Consider the following 18,475-nt stretch of genomic DNA (forward strand, 5'->3'; position numbering starts at 1 on the left):
CGCCGCGGGCGGCGCGGGAGTGGGATCAGAAGTCGTAACGGACCGACGCGCCGAGGGTGCGCGGCTGCCCCACCGAGGCGGTGTAGGAGCCGTTGATGCTGGCGAAGGCGGCCAGGTAGTAGTCCTTGTCGAAGGCGTTCTTCAGCCAGACCGAGGCGTCCAGCTGGCCGTCGCCGACGTCCTTGCGCAGGCCGACGGAGAAGTTCGCCAGGCCGTAGCCGTCGATCTTCGAGAGGTCGGAGTTGTCCAGCGTGCCCTCGGCCTCGGAGCGGTAGGCGTAACTGCCGGTCACGTAGGGGCGGATGCCGTCGTCGAGGTTCCAGGCGTATTCGCCGTTGAGGTTGGCGATCCACTTCGAGGCGCCCACCACGTTTTCCCCGGTGAGGTCGCAGGTGGCCGGCGCGCCGGGCTTGGTGGAAACCTCCGCCGGGCACGGGGCGTCCTTGAACGACAGGTAGGTGACGTCGTTGTAGGAGCCGTTGAAGTTGATCGTCAGGCCGCGCAGCGGCAGCGCCGTGGCTTCGAACTCCAGGCCGCGCGAACGCACGCTGCCGGCGTTGGAGAGCACCGAGACCAGCTGGGACGAACCCGGCGGCTGGTACAGGGTGGTCGCCTGGTAGCCATGGATACCGGTCCAGAAGATGTTGGTGTTGAGCTGCAGACGATTGTCGAACAGGGTCGACTTGATCCCCAGTTCGGCATCGTTGGCGCGCTCCGGGCCGACCAGCAGCGAGTCCGCCCCGGCGGTGGGCGCGCTGGCCACGGCCAGGTTCACCCCGCCGGACTTCTCGCCATGGGACAGCGAGGCGTAGCCCAGCAGCTCGTCGCTGAACTGGTAGCTCAGGCTCAGCAGCGCCGAGGGCGCGAAGCTGTACAGGCCGAGGTCGCCCGAGTCGTAGGCGCCCAGCTGGTTGCGCCGCACCACCGCGCCGATGCCCGTCACCGGCGCGCCGCCCTCGGGGGCGAAGCGCTCGACCTTGGCGGCCTTTTCCTCGTAGGTGCCGCGCAGGCCGGCGGTGAAGTCCAGCTTGTCGGTGAGGTGCCAGGTGCCCTGGGAGAACAGCGCGAAGCTGTCAGTCTCGATCTTGCCGTTGGCCTTGGTGTAGGTGTTGTTCAGCGCGTTGAGGTTGGTGCCCAGCAGGTAGCGGTCAGCCAGCGGGCCGTAGTCGGTGAAGGTCTTGTTGCCCAGGTTCTGGTTGAACGCATAGGCACCGAGCACGTAGTCGAAGAAGCCGCCGGTGGGCGAAGCCAGGCGGATTTCCTGGGAGAACTGGCGGTCGTGGACTTCCACGCCGGTGTTGTTGATCGCCGAGACGTTGAGCTGCTCGTCGTTGGCCGGGGTGAAGTGCCAGTAGCGGTAGGCGCTGATGGAGGTCAGCTTGAAACCGCCATTGAGGTTCCAGTTGGCCTCCACCGAGCTGCCGCCCTGGTGCACGCTGACGTTCTGCCGGCCGTTGATGTTGACCTTGTGCCGGTCCGGATCGCGGATCGGCGATGCGCCCACGGCGGCGGCGCGCTGCCAGAAGCGGTCGGCGGCGCCGTACACCACCATGCTGCCGACGCTGGAGTCCTCCTCGTTGTAGTCGTTGATCCAGCGCAGGTCGAAATCGTCGTTGGGCTTGAACAGCAGCTGGCCACGGATGCCCTGGCGCGCGCCGCCGTTGAGGTCGTTGTCGTCGTAGATGTTCTTGATGTAGCCGTCGTCGCGGGTGCGGTAGGCCGACACGCGCCCGGCCAGGGTCTCGGTCAGCGCGCCGGAGACGGTGCCCTTGCCCTGGAAGTAGCCGTCCTGGCCGCCGGACACCTCGACGCTGCGCTCGGGGGTGAAGGTCGGCGCGCGGGTGCTGATGTTCAGCACGCCGGCGGTGGTGTTCTTGCCGAACAGCGTGCCCTGCGGGCCGCGCAGCAGTTCCAGCTGCTCGATGTCCAGCAGGTCGAACACCGCCATGCCGGGGCGGCCCAGGTAGACGTTGTCCAGGTAGACCCCGGCGCTGCCTTCCAGGCCGTCGCTGGCCGGGTTGTTGCCGATGCCGCGCACCGCGATGCTCGACTGGCGGGCGTGGATGAAGGCGACGTTGACGCTCGGCAGCACCTGCTGCAGGTCCTGCACCTTGTAGATGCGCTGGCTTTCCAGGGTCTCGCCGCCGAGCACGGTGATCGGCGTCGGCACCTTCTGCGAGTCCTCCTCGCGGCGGCGGGCGGTCACGGTGACCTTGCCCAGGGTGGCGTCGGCCTTGGCGGGTTCTGTCTTGGTCGACGTGGCCTTGCTGGACGTGGCGGCAGGCGCCTCGGTGGTGGTCGTGGTGGCGTCCTCGTCCTGCTCGGCGGCAAGCACCGGCAGCGCGCCGCCAAGGGCCAGCAGCAGGATGACGGCGTAGTCCGGCGCGCGCAGCCGGCGCGGGGCGATGGAGGGGAAGTGCTGTCTCGAACTCATGGGGTGATTCCTTGGGCGTCCGCGAAATGCGCGGGCAAAAGGGGGCCGCACCGCGTCAGCGCGGCGAACGGCAACTCAGTGATTCGGGATGGCGCCGCGTCAGCGCGGCGAGGCGGTCAGCAGCAGCGCGGACGGCCGCAGGGACAGCACATTCGGTAAGGCGGGCGGCTCAAGGTATGCATCGGGCGGCTCCTGGTCTCGTGCATATTCTTATGTCTAAAAAGAATAGATTTAAGTTTTATTCTTCGTTGACGGAATAAGAGCTTGCATTTAAAACCAGCGCATCACCCACGGCAAATGCCTTTGCCCACTATTTTCAATGCCGGAAATGCATCATGGATCTGCGCCAGCTGCGGTACTTCATCGCCCTCAACGAACACCGAAGTTTCGTCCGTGCCGCCGACGCCATGGGCATCACCCAGCCGGCCTTCAGCCGCAGCATCCAGGGTCTGGAGCAGGAACTGGGCTGCCGCCTGGTGGACCGCGCCAGCAAGGACCTGCGCCCCACACCCGAGGGCCAGGTGGTGCTGCAGCACGCGCTGAGCCTGGTGCAGGGCGCGAACAACCTGAGCCACGCCATCGCCCAGTTGAACCAGCTGGATTCCGGCGAGCTGCGCTTCGGCTGCGGCCCGGCGCCGGCGCAGAAACTGGTGTCGGATGCGGTGGTGCAGTTCGTGCGGCGCCATCCGCGCATCCACATCCAGTTCGGGGTGGACAACTGGGAGCGCCTGGCGCGCAACCTGAGCCGCGAGGAAATCGAATTCTTCGTCGCCGACATCCGCCATTTCGAGGCCGACCCGAACTTCCAGACCCGTCCGCTGAAGCCGCGCAGAGGCCTGTTCTTCTGCCGCCAGGGGCACCCGCTGCTGGCCAAGGACAGCCTCTCCACCAACGACATGTTCGCCTACCCGCTGGCCGCCACCCTGATCCCGCCCAGCGCGCGGAAGATGCTGGCGAATCTCAGCGGCAAGATCGACGTCACCGCCAACATCCAGTGCGAGGACATGGCCTCCCTGGTGCGCATCGTCAGCCAGACCGAGGCCATCGGCATCGCCGTCGAGGAAGCGGTGAGCGAGCCCATGGCCCGTGGTGAACTGGAGCGCCTGTACTTCCGCAACCTGCCGCCCAACGTCGACATCCTCCAGGCCCGCTGCGGCATCGTCACCCGCACCGGCGACCGCCTCTCGGCGGCCGCGCGGGCGATGATCGAGCTGCTGGTGGAGCTGGATGGGGATGTGGCCAGCGCGGTGGCGTGACGGGCTGCGCTAGAGGCCGTCGGTGACCAGGCGGGGCATGTCGTCCCAGCCCAGGAAAAGCCGGGCGATACCGCCAGACCTGTAGGAGCGGACTCCGTCCGCGATCAGCCGGCAAGGCCGGCGTCAGGCCGGGTTCGCGAGCAAGCTCGCTCCTACAGGTGTTCATCCTGCAAAGTGGATGCAGTAGCTAACCTTCGCGGACAAGGTCCGCTCCTACGGGAGCGCAGCTCCGCTCTGGCTCTGGCTCTGGCTCTCTAAGACTTCCAGAGAAATTTCCGCGCACTCCGGAACGCCCCTTCAGGAGGCCGAGTGGAATCGGAGTTTCAGGGGTTGAGCGACATGGATGTCGCGAGAGCGTCGTTGGGCCATGGATGGCCCGTCGACGCGTGCCCCTGAAACTTCGATGGAGCGAGGGGAGTCCCGCGAAGCGGGACCCGGATGATGGGGCAAGACCTTTTGGTTCCTTTTGGGGCGTTTGCCAAAAGGGACTCGCCCGAGGGGGCGAAACAAAAAGTCCCCGCACACGCCGAAGCGGCGCCGAACACCCCAACAAAAAGCATCGCGGACAGAGTCCGCTCCTACGCGGGCGAATGACTCCGGCATCCGCATAGAGCACCGAATCGGCCGCGATGGATTTCGCGGACAAGGGCTAGGCGCCCCCGTCTCTCCTACGAAAGCGTACGCCCCCAGTAGGAGCGGGCCATGCCCGCGATAGGCGCCCGCAGGGCGCCCTGCCTCACTGGATCGCCGCCACCGGCTGCCCGGCAATCTGCTTGCCCGCCGCCTCCTGCAACTCAGGCCTGGCCCACTCCGCCGCCTTGAACTCGCGCCGGATCAACCCATAGCTCTTCGCCGCCTGAATGGAGGCATCGAGCTTCGCCAGGAACCCCGCATCCAGCTTCGGCGACAACACCTCCGCGAGAGTGCGCCCCTGGTACTCGCTCTTGAAGATCACCGCCGGGTAATTGGCCTGGCTGGACACCAGCTCGATGTACGCATCGCGGTTGGCCTCGGCGCTGGCCCACTGCACCGCCTGCAGCTGCACCTTCAGCAGCCGCTCGGTGAGGTCGGGATGGGCGTCGACGAAGGCGCCATTGCCCACCAGCCCCGCCTGCAGGGTGCCGGCGCCGCCGAGGTCGTGGGTACTCAGCACGATGTCCGCCAGGCCCTTCTCGCGCAGGGCGAACAGCCCGGCCAGGCCCCAGGTGGCGTCGATCTGCTTCGCCGCCAGGGCCGCCAGCGCAGCGCTGAAGTCGAGGTTGATGACCTTCAGGTCCTTCTCGGAAAGCCCGGCGCTGGCCAGGGCGTTGTCGAACGACAACTGGCTCGCTGTGCCGCGGAAGAGTCCCACGCGCTTGCCCTTGAGGTCGGCCAGGGACTTGATGTCCGAACCCGGCTGTACGCCGAGGTAATGATTGACGTCGCGCGCGGTGGCGGCCAGCAGGCGGGTGTCCAGCCCGCTGGACTTGCCGATGATCGCCGCGAGATCGCCCAGGTAGGCGAAGTCCACCTGGTCGTTGGCCAGGGCTTCGTTGATCACCGGGCCCGCGCCCTTGAAGAAGGTCCACTTGATCTGGATGCCGTCGGCGGCGAATTCCTTTTCCAGCAGCTGGCGGGTGGTGAGCACGTCGACGATGCCGCCGCCCGACGGCTTCGGCCCGGCGCTGACATCGGGCACGGCTATGCGGATTTCCTTGACCGGCGCGGCCTGGGTGAAGGTCGGATAGGCGCCGAGCAGCCCCGCCAGGACCGGCGCGGCGAAGAGGGACAGCAACTGTTGGGTGAGGGCCTTCATGGCGCCTGCCTCCTGCAATGGGATGAATGCGTGGGAGGCACTAAAGGCAGTTCCTGGCCTGTAAATAAAATAATAAAAACTTATTTTTTAGTAACTGAAAGACCTAAATCAGACGCGCTCGGGCTCTGCGAGGGAATGCTCGCAGGGCATAAAAAATATTCCTCGAATGCATTGGCTGCGATGGGAGGGCTTCCCTTAAATGGGCCTTTCTTAGCTCATAAATGCATTGATTGGTTTTTTCATATTCCAATGAAGAATATTAATAAAGCCTCCGGCCTTGCCCTCCCCGCTCCTCGTCCGGCGCTGGCCACACCGCGCCTGCCGTGGGTTTCGGCCTCCCGTGCGCTGCCCTGGCTGGTGCCGGCCGCGTTGGCGCTGCTGTGGTGGGTCGCCAGCCATCGGCACTGGATGTCGGCGCAGATCCTGCCGACCCCGGAGCTGGTATTGCAGGCCACCCGCGAGCTGCTCGGCGGCGAGTTGTGGCTGCAACTGGGCGTCAGCCTGAAGCGCCTGGCCTGGGGCCTGCTCGCCGGGATTGCCAGCGGGCTCGCCCTGGGCGCCTGGCTGGGGTTCAGCCGGCGTGCCGAGCGGTTGATCCTGCCCACCTTCAGCGCCCTGGCACAGGTTCCGACCCTGGCCTGGATTCCGCTGTTCATGCTGTTCTTCGGTATCGGCGAATTGCTCAAGCTGGTGGTGCTGATCAAGGCGGTGATCGTCCCGGTCACCCTGCACACCCTGGTCGGCGTGCGCGACGCCCAGCCGCGCCTGCGCGAGGCCGCCGCCGTGCTGCGCCTGCCGCGTCACCTGCTGGTATGGCGGCTGATCCTGCCGGCGGCGCTGCCCTCATTCCTCACCGGCGTCCGCCTGGCCCTGGCGCAAGGCTGGACCTCACTGCTGGCCGTGGAACTGCTGGCCTCCAGCGAAGGCATCGGCTACCTGATGGTGCAGGCGCGCCAGCTGTTCATGCTCGATACGGTGTTCGTCTGCATCCTGGTCGTCGGCCTGGTTGGCGCGGCGATGGACCGTGGCATCCAGGCCCTGGACAAGCGCCTGCTGCACTGGCCGCAACAGGCCGCCGGAGAGCTGCGCCGCAGTGGGCGCGGCCACGGCTGGCAACGCCTGCAACCCTGGCTGCTGCCGCTGGCGCTGCTCGCCCTGTGGCAAGCCGCGAGCACCTTCGCCTGGGTCGATCCGGCGATCCTCGCCAGCCCCGTTTCGGTGGCCGTCGCCCTCTGGCAGGGGCTGCTCGACGGCAGCCTGCCCGGCGCACTGCTGAGCAGCCTGCAACGCACCCTCGGCGGCCTGCTGCTGGGTGGTGCGCTGGGCTTCGGCCTGGGTCTCGCGCTCGGCCTGCTGCGCCCCGCCGAACGCCTGCTCGGCCCGAGCTTCGCCGCATTGCGCCAGGTGGCGATCTTCGCCTGGGTGCCGCTGCTAACCGCCTGGTTCGGCCTGGGCGAGACGGCCAAGGTGGTGTTCGTCGGCCTCGCGTCCTTCTTCCCGCTGCTGCTGGCCACCCAGCGCGGCGTCGCCAGCCTGCCGCCGCAACTGAGCGAGGCGGCCCTCGCGCTGCGCCTGTCGCCCTGGCAACGGCTGCGCCGGCTGGTGCTGCCGGGGGCCGCGCCCTCGGTGTTCGCCGGCATCCGCCTGGCGCTGATCTACGCCTGGCTGGGCACCATCGGCGCCGAGTACTTCATGCCGTCCAACGGCGGCATCGGCAGCCTGATGATCGGCGCCCAGCAATTGTTCCGCATGGACCTGGTCGGCGCCGGCATGTTGCTGGTCGGCCTCACCGGCGCGCTGCTGGCCGCCCTCGGACAACGCATCGAAGCGCGTGCGACGCGCTGGAGACACGCATGAACGCCTTCACTTCCCCGGCGCTGGTGAGCTTTCGCCAGGTCGCCAAGACCTTCCCCGTGGACGGCCGCGAGCTGCAGGCCATCGAACGTTTCGACCTGGAGATCGCCGACGGCGAATTCATCGCCATCGTCGGCGCCAGCGGCTGCGGCAAGTCGACCCTGCTGCGCCTGCTGGTGGGGCTGGACCGCGAGTTCCAGGGCGAAATCAGTATCGACGGCGCCCCCATCGACGGCATCGGCGGCGAGCGCGGCATCGTGTTCCAGGAACACCGCCTGTTCCCCTGGCTGACGGTGGAACAGAACGTCGAGCTCGGCCTGGTCAACGAATCGCTGAGCGCCTTCGGCAAGGCCAGCCGGGTTGCCGACTACCTGCAACTGGTGGGCCTGAAGGGCTTCGAACGGGCCTACCCGCACCAGCTTTCCGGCGGCATGGCGCAGCGCGTGGCGATCGCCCGCGGGCTGGTGGCCAGCCCGCGCATCCTGCTGCTGGACGAACCCTTCGGCGCGCTGGACGCACTCACCCGCCAGCAGTTGCAGGAAGAGCTGCTGCGCATCCGCCAGCGCGAGCGCATCACCACCGTGCTGGTCACCCACGACGTGGAGGAGGCGCTGTTCCTCGCCGACCGCGTGGTGGTGATGGCGCCACGGCCGGGGCGGATCAAGCGCATCGTCGAGGTGCCGCTGGCGCATCCGCGCGAGCGCGGCGGTTTCGATTTCCTGCGTCAGCGCGAGGCGCTGCTGCACGAGCTGACCGGCGATGGCGATTACGTCGCGCCGCAGCCGAGGCGGGTGGAAGACCTGCCGTTTGAGTTCATTGCCTGCTGACGGCAAGAGCACCCTCACCCTAACCCTCTCCCGGAGGGAGAGGGGACCGATCGGCGCCGGCTGGGATTACGGCTTCAGCCGGCACGGACTGCCCCCTCTCCCCCTGGGAGAGGGCTGGGGTGAGGGCACGCCCAACGCACCCATCCTCCCAGTCATACGAGCCCAATCATGAGCAAACGCCCCAACTTCCTCGTCATCGTCGCCGACGACCTCGGCTTCTCCGACCTCGGCGCCTTCGGCGGCGAGATCTCCACCCCGCACCTCGACGCCCTGGCCACCGACGGCCTGCGCCTGACCGACTTCCACACCGCGCCGACCTGCTCGCCGACCCGCTCGATGCTGCTCACCGGCACCGACCACCACATCGCCGGCATCGGCACCATGGCCGAGGCGCTGACCCCGGAGCTGGAAGGCAAGCCCGGCTACGAGGGTTACCTCAACGACCGCGTGGTGGCCCTGCCCGAGCTGCTGCGCGAGGCCGGCTACCAGACGCTGATGGCCGGCAAATGGCACCTGGGCCTGCAGCTGGAACAGGCACCCCACGCGCGCGGTTTCGAGCGCTCCTTCTCGCTGCTGCCCGGCGCGGCCAACCACTACGGCTTCGAGCCACCCTACGACGAGACCACGCCGGGCATCCTCAAGAGCACCCCGGCGCTGTACGTCGAGGACGACCGGTTCATCGACGAGCTGCCGGCGGACTTCTATTCCTCCGATGCCTTTGGCGACAAGCTGATCCAGTACCTCAAGGAGCGCGACCAGAGCCGGCCGTTCTTCGCCTACCTGCCCTTCTCCGCGCCGCACTGGCCATTGCAGGCGCCCAAGGAGGTGGTCGACAAGTACCAGGGCCGCTACGACGCCGGTCCCGAGGCGCTGCGCCTGGAGCGCCTGGAGCGGCTCAAGCAGCTGGGCCTGATCGATGCCGACGTGAAGGCGCATCCGGTGCTGGCAATCAGCAAGGAATGGGCGCAACTCAGCGCCGAAGAGAAAGCGAAATCGGCGCGGGCCATGGAGGTCTACGCGGCGATGGTCGAGCGCCTGGACTGGAACGTCGGCCGCGTCGTCGAGTACCTGCGCCAGCAGGGCGAGCTGGACAACACCTTCGTCCTGTTCATGTCCGACAACGGCGCCGAGGGCGCACTGCTGGAAGCCTTCCCGCGCTTCGGTCCGGACCTCCTGAGCTTCCTCGATCAGCACTACGACAACAGCCTGGAGAACATCGGCCGCGCCAACTCCTACATCTGGTACGGCCCGCGCTGGGCCCAGGCGGCCACCGCGCCGTCGCGCCTGTACAAGGCCTTCACCACCGAGGGCGGCATCCGCGTGCCGGCGCTGGTGCGCTACCCGCAACTCAAGCGCCAGGGCGAGATCAGCCACGGCTTCTCCACGGTGATGGACATCACCCCGACCATCCTCGACCTCGCCGGCGTGCGCCACCCCGGCAAACGCTGGCGTGGCCGCGAGGTGGCCGAGGTGCGCGGCAAGTCCTGGCTGGGCTGGCTCTCCGGCGAGACCGAGCAGGCCCATGACGAGAAGACCGTGACCGGCTGGGAGCTGTTCGGCATGCGCGCCATCCGCCAGGGCGACTGGAAGGCGGTGTACCTGCCGGCGCCGGTCGGTCCGGCCACCTGGCAGCTGTACGACCTGGCCAGCGACCCCGGCGAGACTCAGGACCTGGCCAAGCTCCAGCCGGAAAAGCTGGAAGCGCTGGTCGAGCACTACAAGCAGTACGTCAACGAAACCGGGGTAATCGACGCGCCGCCGCCCTTCCTCGCGCGCTGAACCCTCGACGGAAAATCGGGCTGGCCCGCAATGCCAGTCCCGACCCGTATTGCCACTCCCTGAAATGCCTGCAGCCCCCACCAGGCGGGGCTTTCAGACTACCGTCTGTCGCCAGATGCGAAGCCCGACCAGCGGTACTCCAGGCAAAAATCCATCCAAATCAAGCCCCTCATTTGACGCCGACAAAATAGCGTCAATTTGACATCATCCAACGGCACTCTAGCTTTAAGAAGCCAGGCCGACGCACTGCTCAGGACCTACCTCAGCAGCCGACGGCCTCCCCTCCTGGCGCCGGCAACGGAGTGCAGCATGCGCGATACCCGATTCGATACGCCTGTCGAACAGGCCGACGGCCACCTGTGGCCGAAACGCCTGGTTCTCCAGTCGCTGCCCTGGGTGGCGGTGGCCGGGCTTTACTGGGCGGGCCTGCCGATCTGGGTACTGCTGCCGCTGGGCGCAATCGCCAGCCTCGCACTGACTCCGCTGCTCGGCGGCCCCCCCCAGGCGCAAGCGACAACCCAGCAGGTGCGCCTGGACAGCGAGCAACTGCCGAAATGGCGCCCGCTGCAGGACGCCATGGACAGCCACCTGGCCAGCCTCAACGGCCACACCCACCAGATCGACAGCATCCTGCACCAGGCCATCGCCCAGCTCACCGACAGCTTCCACGGTCTGGCCGAGCGCATCGACACCCAGCGCGGCCTGTCCCACTCGCTGATCGAGCGCTACGACGGGCGCGGCCACCTGGACGACGACATCGACTTCCAGCGCTTCATCCACGCCACCCAGGAAACCCTCGGGCTGTTCGTCGAGGCCACCCTGGAAACCAGCCGCACCTCGCAGCAGCTGGTGGAGCGGATGGACCGCGTCACCCACAAGATCGGCGAAATCCTGCAGTCCACCCAGGACATGGACGCCATTGCCAAGCAGACCAACCTGCTGGCCCTGAACGCCGCCATCGAGGCCGCCCGCGCCGGCGAGAGCGGCCGCGGTTTCGCCGTGGTGGCCGACGAAGTGCGCGCGCTGTCCACCCGCTCCACGCACTTCTCGCAAGCCATTCGTGAGCACGTCGACGTGGTCTACCACGAGATCAGGGACGCCGAGGGCGCCATCGCCCAGCTGGCCGACAAGGACATGTCCTTCGCCCTCGACTCGCGCAAGAAGATCCAGACCATGCTCGACGACCTGGACGCCATGAACCAGCACACCGTCAAGGTGGTGCAGGAGCTGGACCGGATATCCCTGGAAGTGGGCGACGGCGTGAACGCCGCCGTGACCGCCCTGCAGTTCCAGGACATGAGCAGCCAGTTGCTGGGGCAGATCGGCAAGCACGGCGCGCGTCTCGGCGCGCTGGCGGTCGGCCTCGGCGCGCTGGATGGGCGCGATCCCCGGGAATGGGGCGAGCGCCTGCGCGAGGAAGTCGCCGAACTCGGCCGCCCGCTGAGCAACCCGGTGGCACAGACCAGCCTCAGCGCTGGTGAAGTCGAGCTGTTCTGAACGCACCACCCGACGGTGCGTGGGAGGCAGTGAAGATGTTGCAGTCGATCATCGAGTACCTGGCGAACATCGCCCTGGTGGGCTGAACCCAGTCCGTATCCCCGAATGCCAACCCCTTGGAACAAGGAGTAGTCACGCAATGGGAAAGCAGATTCTGATCGTCGACGACTCGGCGTCGATCCGGCAGATGCTGAGCTTCACGCTCAAGTCCGCCGGCTATGAAGTGGATGAAGCCGTCGATGGCAAGGACGGCCTGGGCAAGGCCCAGCGCAAGACCTACAACCTGGTGTTCACCGACCAGAACATGCCGAACATGGACGGCCTGTCGCTGATCCGCAGCCTGCGCGACATGGCCGGCTACCGCAGCGTGCCGATCCTCATGCTGACCACCGAATCCAGCGACGCCATGAAGCAGCAGGGCAAGAGCGCCGGCGCCACCGGCTGGCTGGTCAAGCCGTTCGACCCGCCCAAGCTCCTTGAAGTGACCCGCAAGGTCCTGCCCTAGGGGTACCGCAGATGGCTACTGGCATGGAGCAATTTCTCCAGGTGTTCTTCGAGGAAACCGACGAACACCTGGCCACCCTCGAACTCCTGCTGATCGGGCTCGACCTCGATCAGCCGGACGCCGAGGCGCTCAACGGTATCTTCCGCGCGGCCCACTCGATCAAGGGCTCCAGCGGCATGTTCGGCTTCGACGACCTGACCGCCGTCACCCACGAACTGGAAACCCTGCTCGACCGCATCCGCTGCGGGCAGACCGCCCTGCGCGCGGAGATGATCGGGGTGTTCCTCGAAGCCCGCGACGTGCTGCAGCGTCTGCTCGACGCCCACCGCGACCAGTGTCCGGACCCGAGCGTGCCGGTGCAGGACACGGTGGAACGCCTGCGCGCCTGGCTGGCGGAGCCGGCGAGCGCGCCCGTCGACGACGGCTTCGGTTTCTTCGACGACGCACCGGGCAATCCCGAGGCAGCCGGCGCCAGCGATGACGACGCCTTTGGCTTCTTCGCTGATGCCCCCGGCACGCCCCCGGCCGAATCCGCGCCGGCCAGCGAAGACTTCGGTTTCTTCGACGATGCACCGGGTACCCCCAGCGCCGCCACCGCAGCACCCTCAGCGCCCGTGCCCACTCCGGTCCCCGCACCGGCTCCGGCCAAACCCGTGGCAGCAGCGCGCACGGACAATCGCAGCGAGGGCGAGTCCAGCTCGATCCGCGTCAGCGTCGAGAAGATCGACAGCCTGATCAACCTGGTCGGCGAACTGGTGATCACCCAGGCCATGCTCAGCCAGCTCAGCGAAGACCTCGACCCCACCCACTACGAGCGCCTGCAACAGGCCCTGGCGCAACTGGAACACAACACCCGCGACCTGCAGGAATCGGTGATGTCGATCCGCATGTTGCCGATCAGCTTCATCTTCAGCCGCTTCCCGCGGCTGGTGCACGACACCTCGGCGCGCCTGGGCAAGCAGGTCGAACTGATCCTCCAGGGCGAACACACCGAGCTGGACAAGAGCGTCATCGAGAAACTCAGCGACCCGCTCACCCACATCGTCCGCAACAGCATCGACCACGGCATCGAGACCCCCGCCGAACGCCTGGCCGCCGGCAAGCCGGCGCAGGGCTCGGTGAAGCTCGCCGCCAGCCACCAGGGCGGCAGCGTGGTGGTGGAAATCTCCGATGACGGGCGCGGCCTGTCCCGCGAGCGCATCCTCGCCAAGGCCCGCGAGAAGGGCCTGGCGGTGCACGACGGGATGACCGATGCCGAAGTCTGGCAGCTGATCTTCATGCCCGGCTTCTCCACCGCCGAGACCGTCACCGAGCTCTCCGGGCGCGGCGTCGGCATGGACGTGGTACGGCGCAACATCCAGGCCATGGGCGGACGCATCGAGATCGACTCGGCGCCCGGCATGGGCACCCGCCTGTGCATCCGCCTGCCGCTGACCCTGGCCATCCTCGACGGCCTGATCGTCGCGGTGGAGAAGGTCAACTATGTGATCCCGCTGACCTACATCATCGAGTCGCTGCAGGCCCGCGCCGACGACGTGCGCGGCATGGCCGGCGACGAAGCGGCGGTGATCCGCGTGCGCGGCGAGTACCTGCCACTGTTCTCCCTGCATGCGCTGCTGCACATCGACGCCATGCCCCTGCCGCCGGAGCAGGCCATCGTGGTGATCCTCGAATCCGAGGGCAAGAGCTTCGCCCTGCAGGTGGACGAGCTGGTGGGCCAGCAGCAGGTGGTGATCAAGAGCCTGGAACAGAACTTCCGCCGGATCGACGGGATCGCCGGCGCCACCATCATGGGCGACGGCAGCGTCGCCCTGATCCTCGATGTCGACGCGCTGCCGCGCCTGGCGGCACAAGGAGAAACCACCCATGAGCGCCACTGAAGCCAGCGCAGCGGTCAGCCCCGCACAGGAGTACCTGACCTTCACCCTGGGCCGCGAGGAATACGCCATCGACATCCTGCGCGTGCAGGAAATCCGCGGCTACGACCAGGTCACCGCGATCGCCAACGCGCCCGCCTTCATCAAGGGTGTGATCAACCTGCGCGGCGCCATCGTTCCCATCGTCGACCTGCGCATCAAGTTCAACCTGGCCGACATCAGCTACGACCAGTTCACCGTGGTGATCATCCTCAACGTCGGCCGGCGCATCGTCGGCGCGGTGGTGGATTCGGTCTCCGACGTGATCGCCCTGTCCGGCGAGGAGATCAAGCCGCCGCCGGAGTTCGCCGCCAGTTTCGATACCGAATACCTGCTCGGCCTGGCCACCGCGGGCGAGCGGATGCTGATCCTGGTGGACATCGAGAAACTCATGACCAGCCGCGAGATGGCGCTGGTCGATGAAGCCGCCGCCTGACTGCCACACGACAAAAAAAGATTGAGCCGAGGATAACGACAATGGGTCTGTTCAACGCACACGCCGTGGCGCAGCAGCGCGCCGACCGCATCACCGCCATTCTCCACAGCCTGGTCGACGGCAACCTCGATGTCGCCATCGGCGAGGCGCCCGCGCCCGGCTACGAGCGCCTCTACGATGGCCTGCGCAACGTGCAGCGCACCCTGCGCGAGCAACGCGCGGAGCAGGCGCAGGACGAAGCCCTGGAAGCCGGGCTGGTGGAGATGACCCGCCAGCACGAGCTGGGCTGGATCGACGAAGTGATCCCCGCCGACAAGCTCAGCGGCCGCCAGGCGCGCATCGCCAAGGGCATCAACGAGCTGGTCGCCGCGCACATCGCGGTGAAGATGAAGGTGGTCGCCACCGTCACCGCCTACGGCCGTGGCGACCTCAGCGTGGAGATGGACCGCCTGCCGGGCAAGAAGGCGGTGATCACCGAGGCCATCGACGGCGTGCGCGCCAGCCTCAAGGCCAACGCCGAAGCCGCCGAGGTCAACACACGGATCAAGAGCGCGCTGGACAACGTCACCGCCAACGTGATGATCGCCGACCGCGACTTCAACATCGTCTACATGAACCAGGCCGTGGGGCAGATGTTCCTCGCTGCCGAAGCCGATATCCGCAAGGAACTGCCGGACTTCCGCGCCAGCAACATCCTCGGCGGCAGCATCGACCGTTTCCACAAGCAGCCGGCGCACCAGCGCGGCCTGCTGGACCGTCTGAGCGGCACCTACGAGGCCAAGATCAAGCTGGGCGGACGCACCCTCACCGTGGTGGCCAACCCGGTGATCAACGAAGCCGGCGAACGTCTCGGCGCCGTGGTGGAGTGGCAGGACATCACCGAGCAGTTGGCCGCCCGCGAGCGCGAGCAACGCATCGCCGGGGAGAACGCGCGCATCAAGAGCGCCCTGGACAACTGCAGCACCAACGTGATGATCGCCGACGGCGACCGCAACATCATCTACATGAACAAGACCGTCACCGCCATGCTGCAGAATGCCGAGGCCGATCTGCGCAAGGCACTGCCGAACTTCTCGGTGAACAAGCTGATGGGTAGCTCGATCGACCAGTTCCACAAGCATCCCGAGCACCAGCAGCGCCTGCTCGCCACCTTCACCAGCACCTTCCGCACCCAGATCGAAGTCGGCGGACGCACCTTCGGCCTGGTGGCCAACCCGGTCATGAGCGAAACCGGCGAGCGCCTCGGCTCGGTGGTGGAATGGAACGACCGCACGCTGGAGGTGAGCGTCGAGCGCGAGGTGGCGGGGCTGGTCAACGCCGCTGCCGCTGGCGACTTCTCCACGCGCATCGCCGAGGAGGGCAAGTCCGGCTTCCTCCTCAACCTCACCAGCGGCCTCAACCAACTGGTGGAAACCGCCGACAAGGGCCTGCGCGACGTCACCCGGATGCTCAGCGCGCTGGCCCAGGGCGACCTCACCCAGCGCATCGACGCCGATTACCAGGGCACCTTCGGCGAACTCAAGGACTACTCCAACGAGACCGCGCAGAGCCTGTCACGCATGCTCGGGCAGATCCGCGAAGCCGCCGACACCATCCACACCGCCGCCAGCGAGATCGCCAGCGGCAACGCAGAACTGTCCACCCGCACCGAGCAGCAGGCGTCGAGCCTGGAGGAAACCGCCTCGAGCATGGAGGAGCTGACCAGCACGGTGAAACTCAACGCCGAGAACGCCCGCCAGGCCAACTCGCTGGCGGTGAACGCCTCGGAAGTCGCCACCGAGGGCGGCAACGTGGTGCAGAAGGTGGTGGGCACCATGTCGGCCATCAACGACTCGGCGCGCAAGATCGCCGACATCATCGGCGTGATCGACGGCATCGCCTTCCAGACCAACATCCTCGCCCTCAACGCCGCGGTGGAAGCGGCGCGCGCCGGCGAGCAGGGCCGTGGCTTCGCGGTGGTCGCCGGTGAAGTGCGCACCCTGGCGCAGCGTTCGGCCGCCGCCGCCAAGGAGATCAAGACGCTGATCAACGACTCGGTGGACAAGGTGGAGAACGGCAACACCCTGGTCGCCCAGGCCGGGCAGACCATGAGCGACATCGTGGTGGCGATCAAGCGCGTCACCGACATCATGGCCGAGATCGCCGCCGCTTCCGCCGAGCAGAGCAGCGGCATCGAGGAAGTGAACGGCGCGGTGACCCAGATGGACGAGATGACCCAGCAGAACGCCGCGCTGGTGGAAGAGGCCGCGGCCTCGGCCGAGGCGCTGCAGGAACAGGCCGGGTTGCTCAACCAGTCGGTCTCGGTGTTCAAGCTCGACACCTCGGCCACCGTGGTGCCCCTGGCCGTCGCCCGCCCGGCGCGGGCCGAGGCGCCGGCGCACACCTCCCGCGCCTCGCGCGGGGTGGCCAAGGCGGTGCGGGCCAAGGGCAAGGAGGAGGATTGGGAAGAGTTCTGATCGGGCGGGGCGCAGGGATGGCGGCGGCCGGAGCAATGGGAGGGCCGGTTACCGCGAGCTGACCAGGGATGGTTTGGGATGAGCCTTGCCGCAATACCGGAGTCGCCCTGTAGGAGCGGGCCATGCCCGCGATCCGCTTCGCGCCGGCGGTTCTTCGCGGGCATGGCCCGCTCCTACGACCTTTTCTCAGTAGGGCGCATAACGCCACAGGCGTTATCCGCCGCCGTGGCGGATAACCCATGCCAGGTTATCCGCCCCACGCAAGCTGCTCACCATCGAGACTGACGATGTCGATCAACCTGCCAGCCCCCGACCATGAATTCCACTACACCCGCCGGGACTTCCAGCAGGTACGCGACCGCCTGTACCGCCACACCGGCATCAGCCTGTCTGAAAACAAGGAACAACTGGTCTACAGCCGCCTTTCCCGGCGCCTGCGCTACCTGCGGCTGAACAGCTTCGCCGAGTACTTCGCCTACCTGGAGAACCACGAGGACGAGTGGCAGCAGTTCGTCAACGCGCTGACCACCAACCTCACCGCCTTCTTCCGCGAGCGCCATCACTTCGAACACCTGGCGCGCTTCGCCGACGAGCAGTTGCTCGACCACCGCCCGCTGCGCGTCTGGTCGGCCGCATCGAGCACCGGCGAGGAGCCCTACTCCATCGCCATGACCCTGGTGGACGCCCTGGGCAGCTTCACCCCGCCGGTGCAGCTGATCGCCTCGGACATCGACACCGGCGTGCTGCACAGCGCGCGCCAGGGCATCTATCCCATGGAGCGCCTGGAAGCGCTGAGCACCACCCAGAAGAAGCGCTTCTTCCTGCGTGGCACCGGCGCCAACGCCGGCAAGGCGCGGGTGGTCGGCGAACTGCGGCAGATGGTGGAGTTCCGCCAGATCAACCTGCTCGACGCCAACTGGGGCATCAGCGGCGGGCTCGACGTGATCTTCTGCCGCAATGTGATGATCTACTTCGACAAGCCGACCCAGACCCGCCTGCTCGAACGCATGGTCGCCCTGCTGCGGCCCGGCGGGCTGCTGTTCGCCGGGCACTCGGAGAACTTCGTGCATGCCGCGCACCTGGTGCGCTCGGTGGGCCGCACGACCTACCAGGCGGCCGGATGAGCGCGGCGCGCGACAGCCTCAACCGTTACTACGACCCGCGCTTCGGCCTGGACGCGGTCAAGCTGTTGCCCGGCGAATGCTTCGTCACCGACGAAGAGCTGATGATCGTCACCGTGCTCGGCTCCTGCGTCTCGGTCTGCCTGCGCGACCGCAGCAACGGGCTGGGCGGGATGAACCACTTCATGCTGCCCGGCGACACCGGCACCCAGAGCCTGCTGTCCAGCTCCGGACGCTACGGCGTGCACGCCATGGACCTGCTGATCAACGGCCTGATGCGTCGCGGCGCCCAGCGCCGGAACTTCGAGGCCAAGGTGTTCGGCGGCGGCTCGGTGCTGCAGAATCTCAGCGCCGACGTCGGCCAGCGCAACGTCGCGTTCGTCCTCGACTACCTGAGCGCCGAGAACATCCCGGTGCTCGCCCAGGACCTGCTCGACGTGCACCCGCGCAAGGTCTACTTCTTCCCCGGCAGCGGCCGGGTGCTGGTGCGCAAGCTGCGCGTGCTGGCCAACGACACCCTGCTGCAGCGCGAGCGGCAGTACCGCCAGCAACTGTCGCGGCAGACGCGCGGCGGCACCATCGATCTGTTCTGAAAGGAG

At 67.2% G+C, this 18,475-nt stretch carries 13 protein-coding genes; 11 read left to right on the top strand and 2 right to left on the bottom strand.

Translation table 11 applies throughout. From position 1 onward, the window contains the following. Positions 1-25: 25 nt before the first annotated feature. Positions 26-2,434, bottom strand: coding sequence for a TonB-dependent receptor (locus ACQ5BL_RS17675; protein WP_243808604.1), 2,409 nt, complete (start codon positions 2,432-2,434; stop codon positions 26-28). Positions 2,435-2,769: 335 nt separating this feature from the next. Here ACQ5BL_RS17675 and ACQ5BL_RS17680 point away from each other — a divergent pair, with 335 nt between their 5' ends. Next, positions 2,770-3,690, top strand: a complete 921-nt coding sequence (locus tag ACQ5BL_RS17680; protein WP_243808603.1) for a LysR family transcriptional regulator — start codon at positions 2,770-2,772, stop codon at positions 3,688-3,690. Between the two features lie 736 nt (positions 3,691-4,426). Here ACQ5BL_RS17680 and ACQ5BL_RS17685 read toward each other — a convergent pair. Further along, on the bottom strand, positions 4,427-5,485 hold the full coding sequence (locus ACQ5BL_RS17685) for an ABC transporter substrate-binding protein (RefSeq protein ID WP_243808602.1): 1,059 nt from the start codon (positions 5,483-5,485) through the stop codon (positions 4,427-4,429). A gap of 249 nt (positions 5,486-5,734) precedes the next feature. Between ACQ5BL_RS17685 and ACQ5BL_RS17690 the strand changes: the two genes are divergently transcribed. From ACQ5BL_RS17690 to cheD, 10 genes are all read left to right on the top strand, one after another. Next, positions 5,735-7,342, top strand: coding sequence for an ABC transporter permease (locus ACQ5BL_RS17690; RefSeq protein WP_243808601.1), 1,608 nt, complete (start codon positions 5,735-5,737; stop codon positions 7,340-7,342). Further along, positions 7,339-8,166, top strand: coding sequence for an ABC transporter ATP-binding protein (locus tag ACQ5BL_RS17695; protein WP_243808600.1), 828 nt, complete (start codon positions 7,339-7,341; stop codon positions 8,164-8,166). The genes ACQ5BL_RS17690 and ACQ5BL_RS17695 overlap by 4 nt, the downstream gene beginning before the upstream one ends. A gap of 168 nt (positions 8,167-8,334) precedes the next feature. Continuing rightward, the gene (locus tag ACQ5BL_RS17700) at positions 8,335-9,945 is read left to right on the top strand and encodes an arylsulfatase (protein ID WP_243808599.1); all 1,611 of its coding nucleotides are present in this window, start codon (positions 8,335-8,337) and stop codon (positions 9,943-9,945) included. A 576-nt stretch (positions 9,946-10,521) separates the two neighbouring features. Next, entirely contained in the window at positions 10,522-11,442 is a 921-nt protein-coding gene (locus ACQ5BL_RS17705; RefSeq protein ID WP_430293209.1) for a methyl-accepting chemotaxis protein, read from the top strand. 139 nt (positions 11,443-11,581) lie between these two features. Further along, a complete protein-coding gene (locus ACQ5BL_RS17710; protein ID WP_207888441.1) occupies positions 11,582-11,947 on the top strand; it encodes a response regulator in 366 nt (121 codons plus the stop codon). An 11-nt stretch (positions 11,948-11,958) separates the two neighbouring features. Further along, a complete protein-coding gene (locus ACQ5BL_RS17715) occupies positions 11,959-13,827 on the top strand; it encodes a chemotaxis protein CheA (protein ID WP_243808597.1) in 1,869 nt (622 codons plus the stop codon). Next, the gene (locus tag ACQ5BL_RS17720) at positions 13,814-14,299 is read left to right on the top strand and encodes a chemotaxis protein CheW (RefSeq protein ID WP_243808596.1); all 486 of its coding nucleotides are present in this window, start codon (positions 13,814-13,816) and stop codon (positions 14,297-14,299) included. Before ACQ5BL_RS17715 ends, ACQ5BL_RS17720 begins: the two co-directional genes overlap by 14 nt. A 41-nt stretch (positions 14,300-14,340) precedes the next feature. Continuing rightward, positions 14,341-16,755, top strand: a complete 2,415-nt coding sequence (locus tag ACQ5BL_RS17725) for a methyl-accepting chemotaxis protein (RefSeq protein ID WP_243808595.1) — start codon at positions 14,341-14,343, stop codon at positions 16,753-16,755. Positions 16,756-17,042: 287 nt separating this feature from the next. Beyond that, positions 17,043-17,879 carry a CheR family methyltransferase gene (locus tag ACQ5BL_RS17730; RefSeq protein WP_243808594.1) on the top strand — a complete coding sequence of 279 codons (837 nt, stop codon included), beginning with the start codon at positions 17,043-17,045 and terminating at the stop codon, positions 17,877-17,879. Continuing rightward, positions 17,876-18,469, top strand: coding sequence for a chemoreceptor glutamine deamidase CheD (cheD, locus tag ACQ5BL_RS17735; RefSeq protein ID WP_207888445.1), 594 nt, complete (start codon positions 17,876-17,878; stop codon positions 18,467-18,469). Before ACQ5BL_RS17730 ends, cheD begins: the two co-directional genes overlap by 4 nt. Positions 18,470-18,475 lie beyond the last annotated feature (6 nt).

The organism is Pseudomonas sp. B1-22 (genome assembly GCF_050474425.1).
Classification (GTDB): domain Bacteria; phylum Pseudomonadota; class Gammaproteobacteria; order Pseudomonadales; family Pseudomonadaceae; genus Pseudomonas.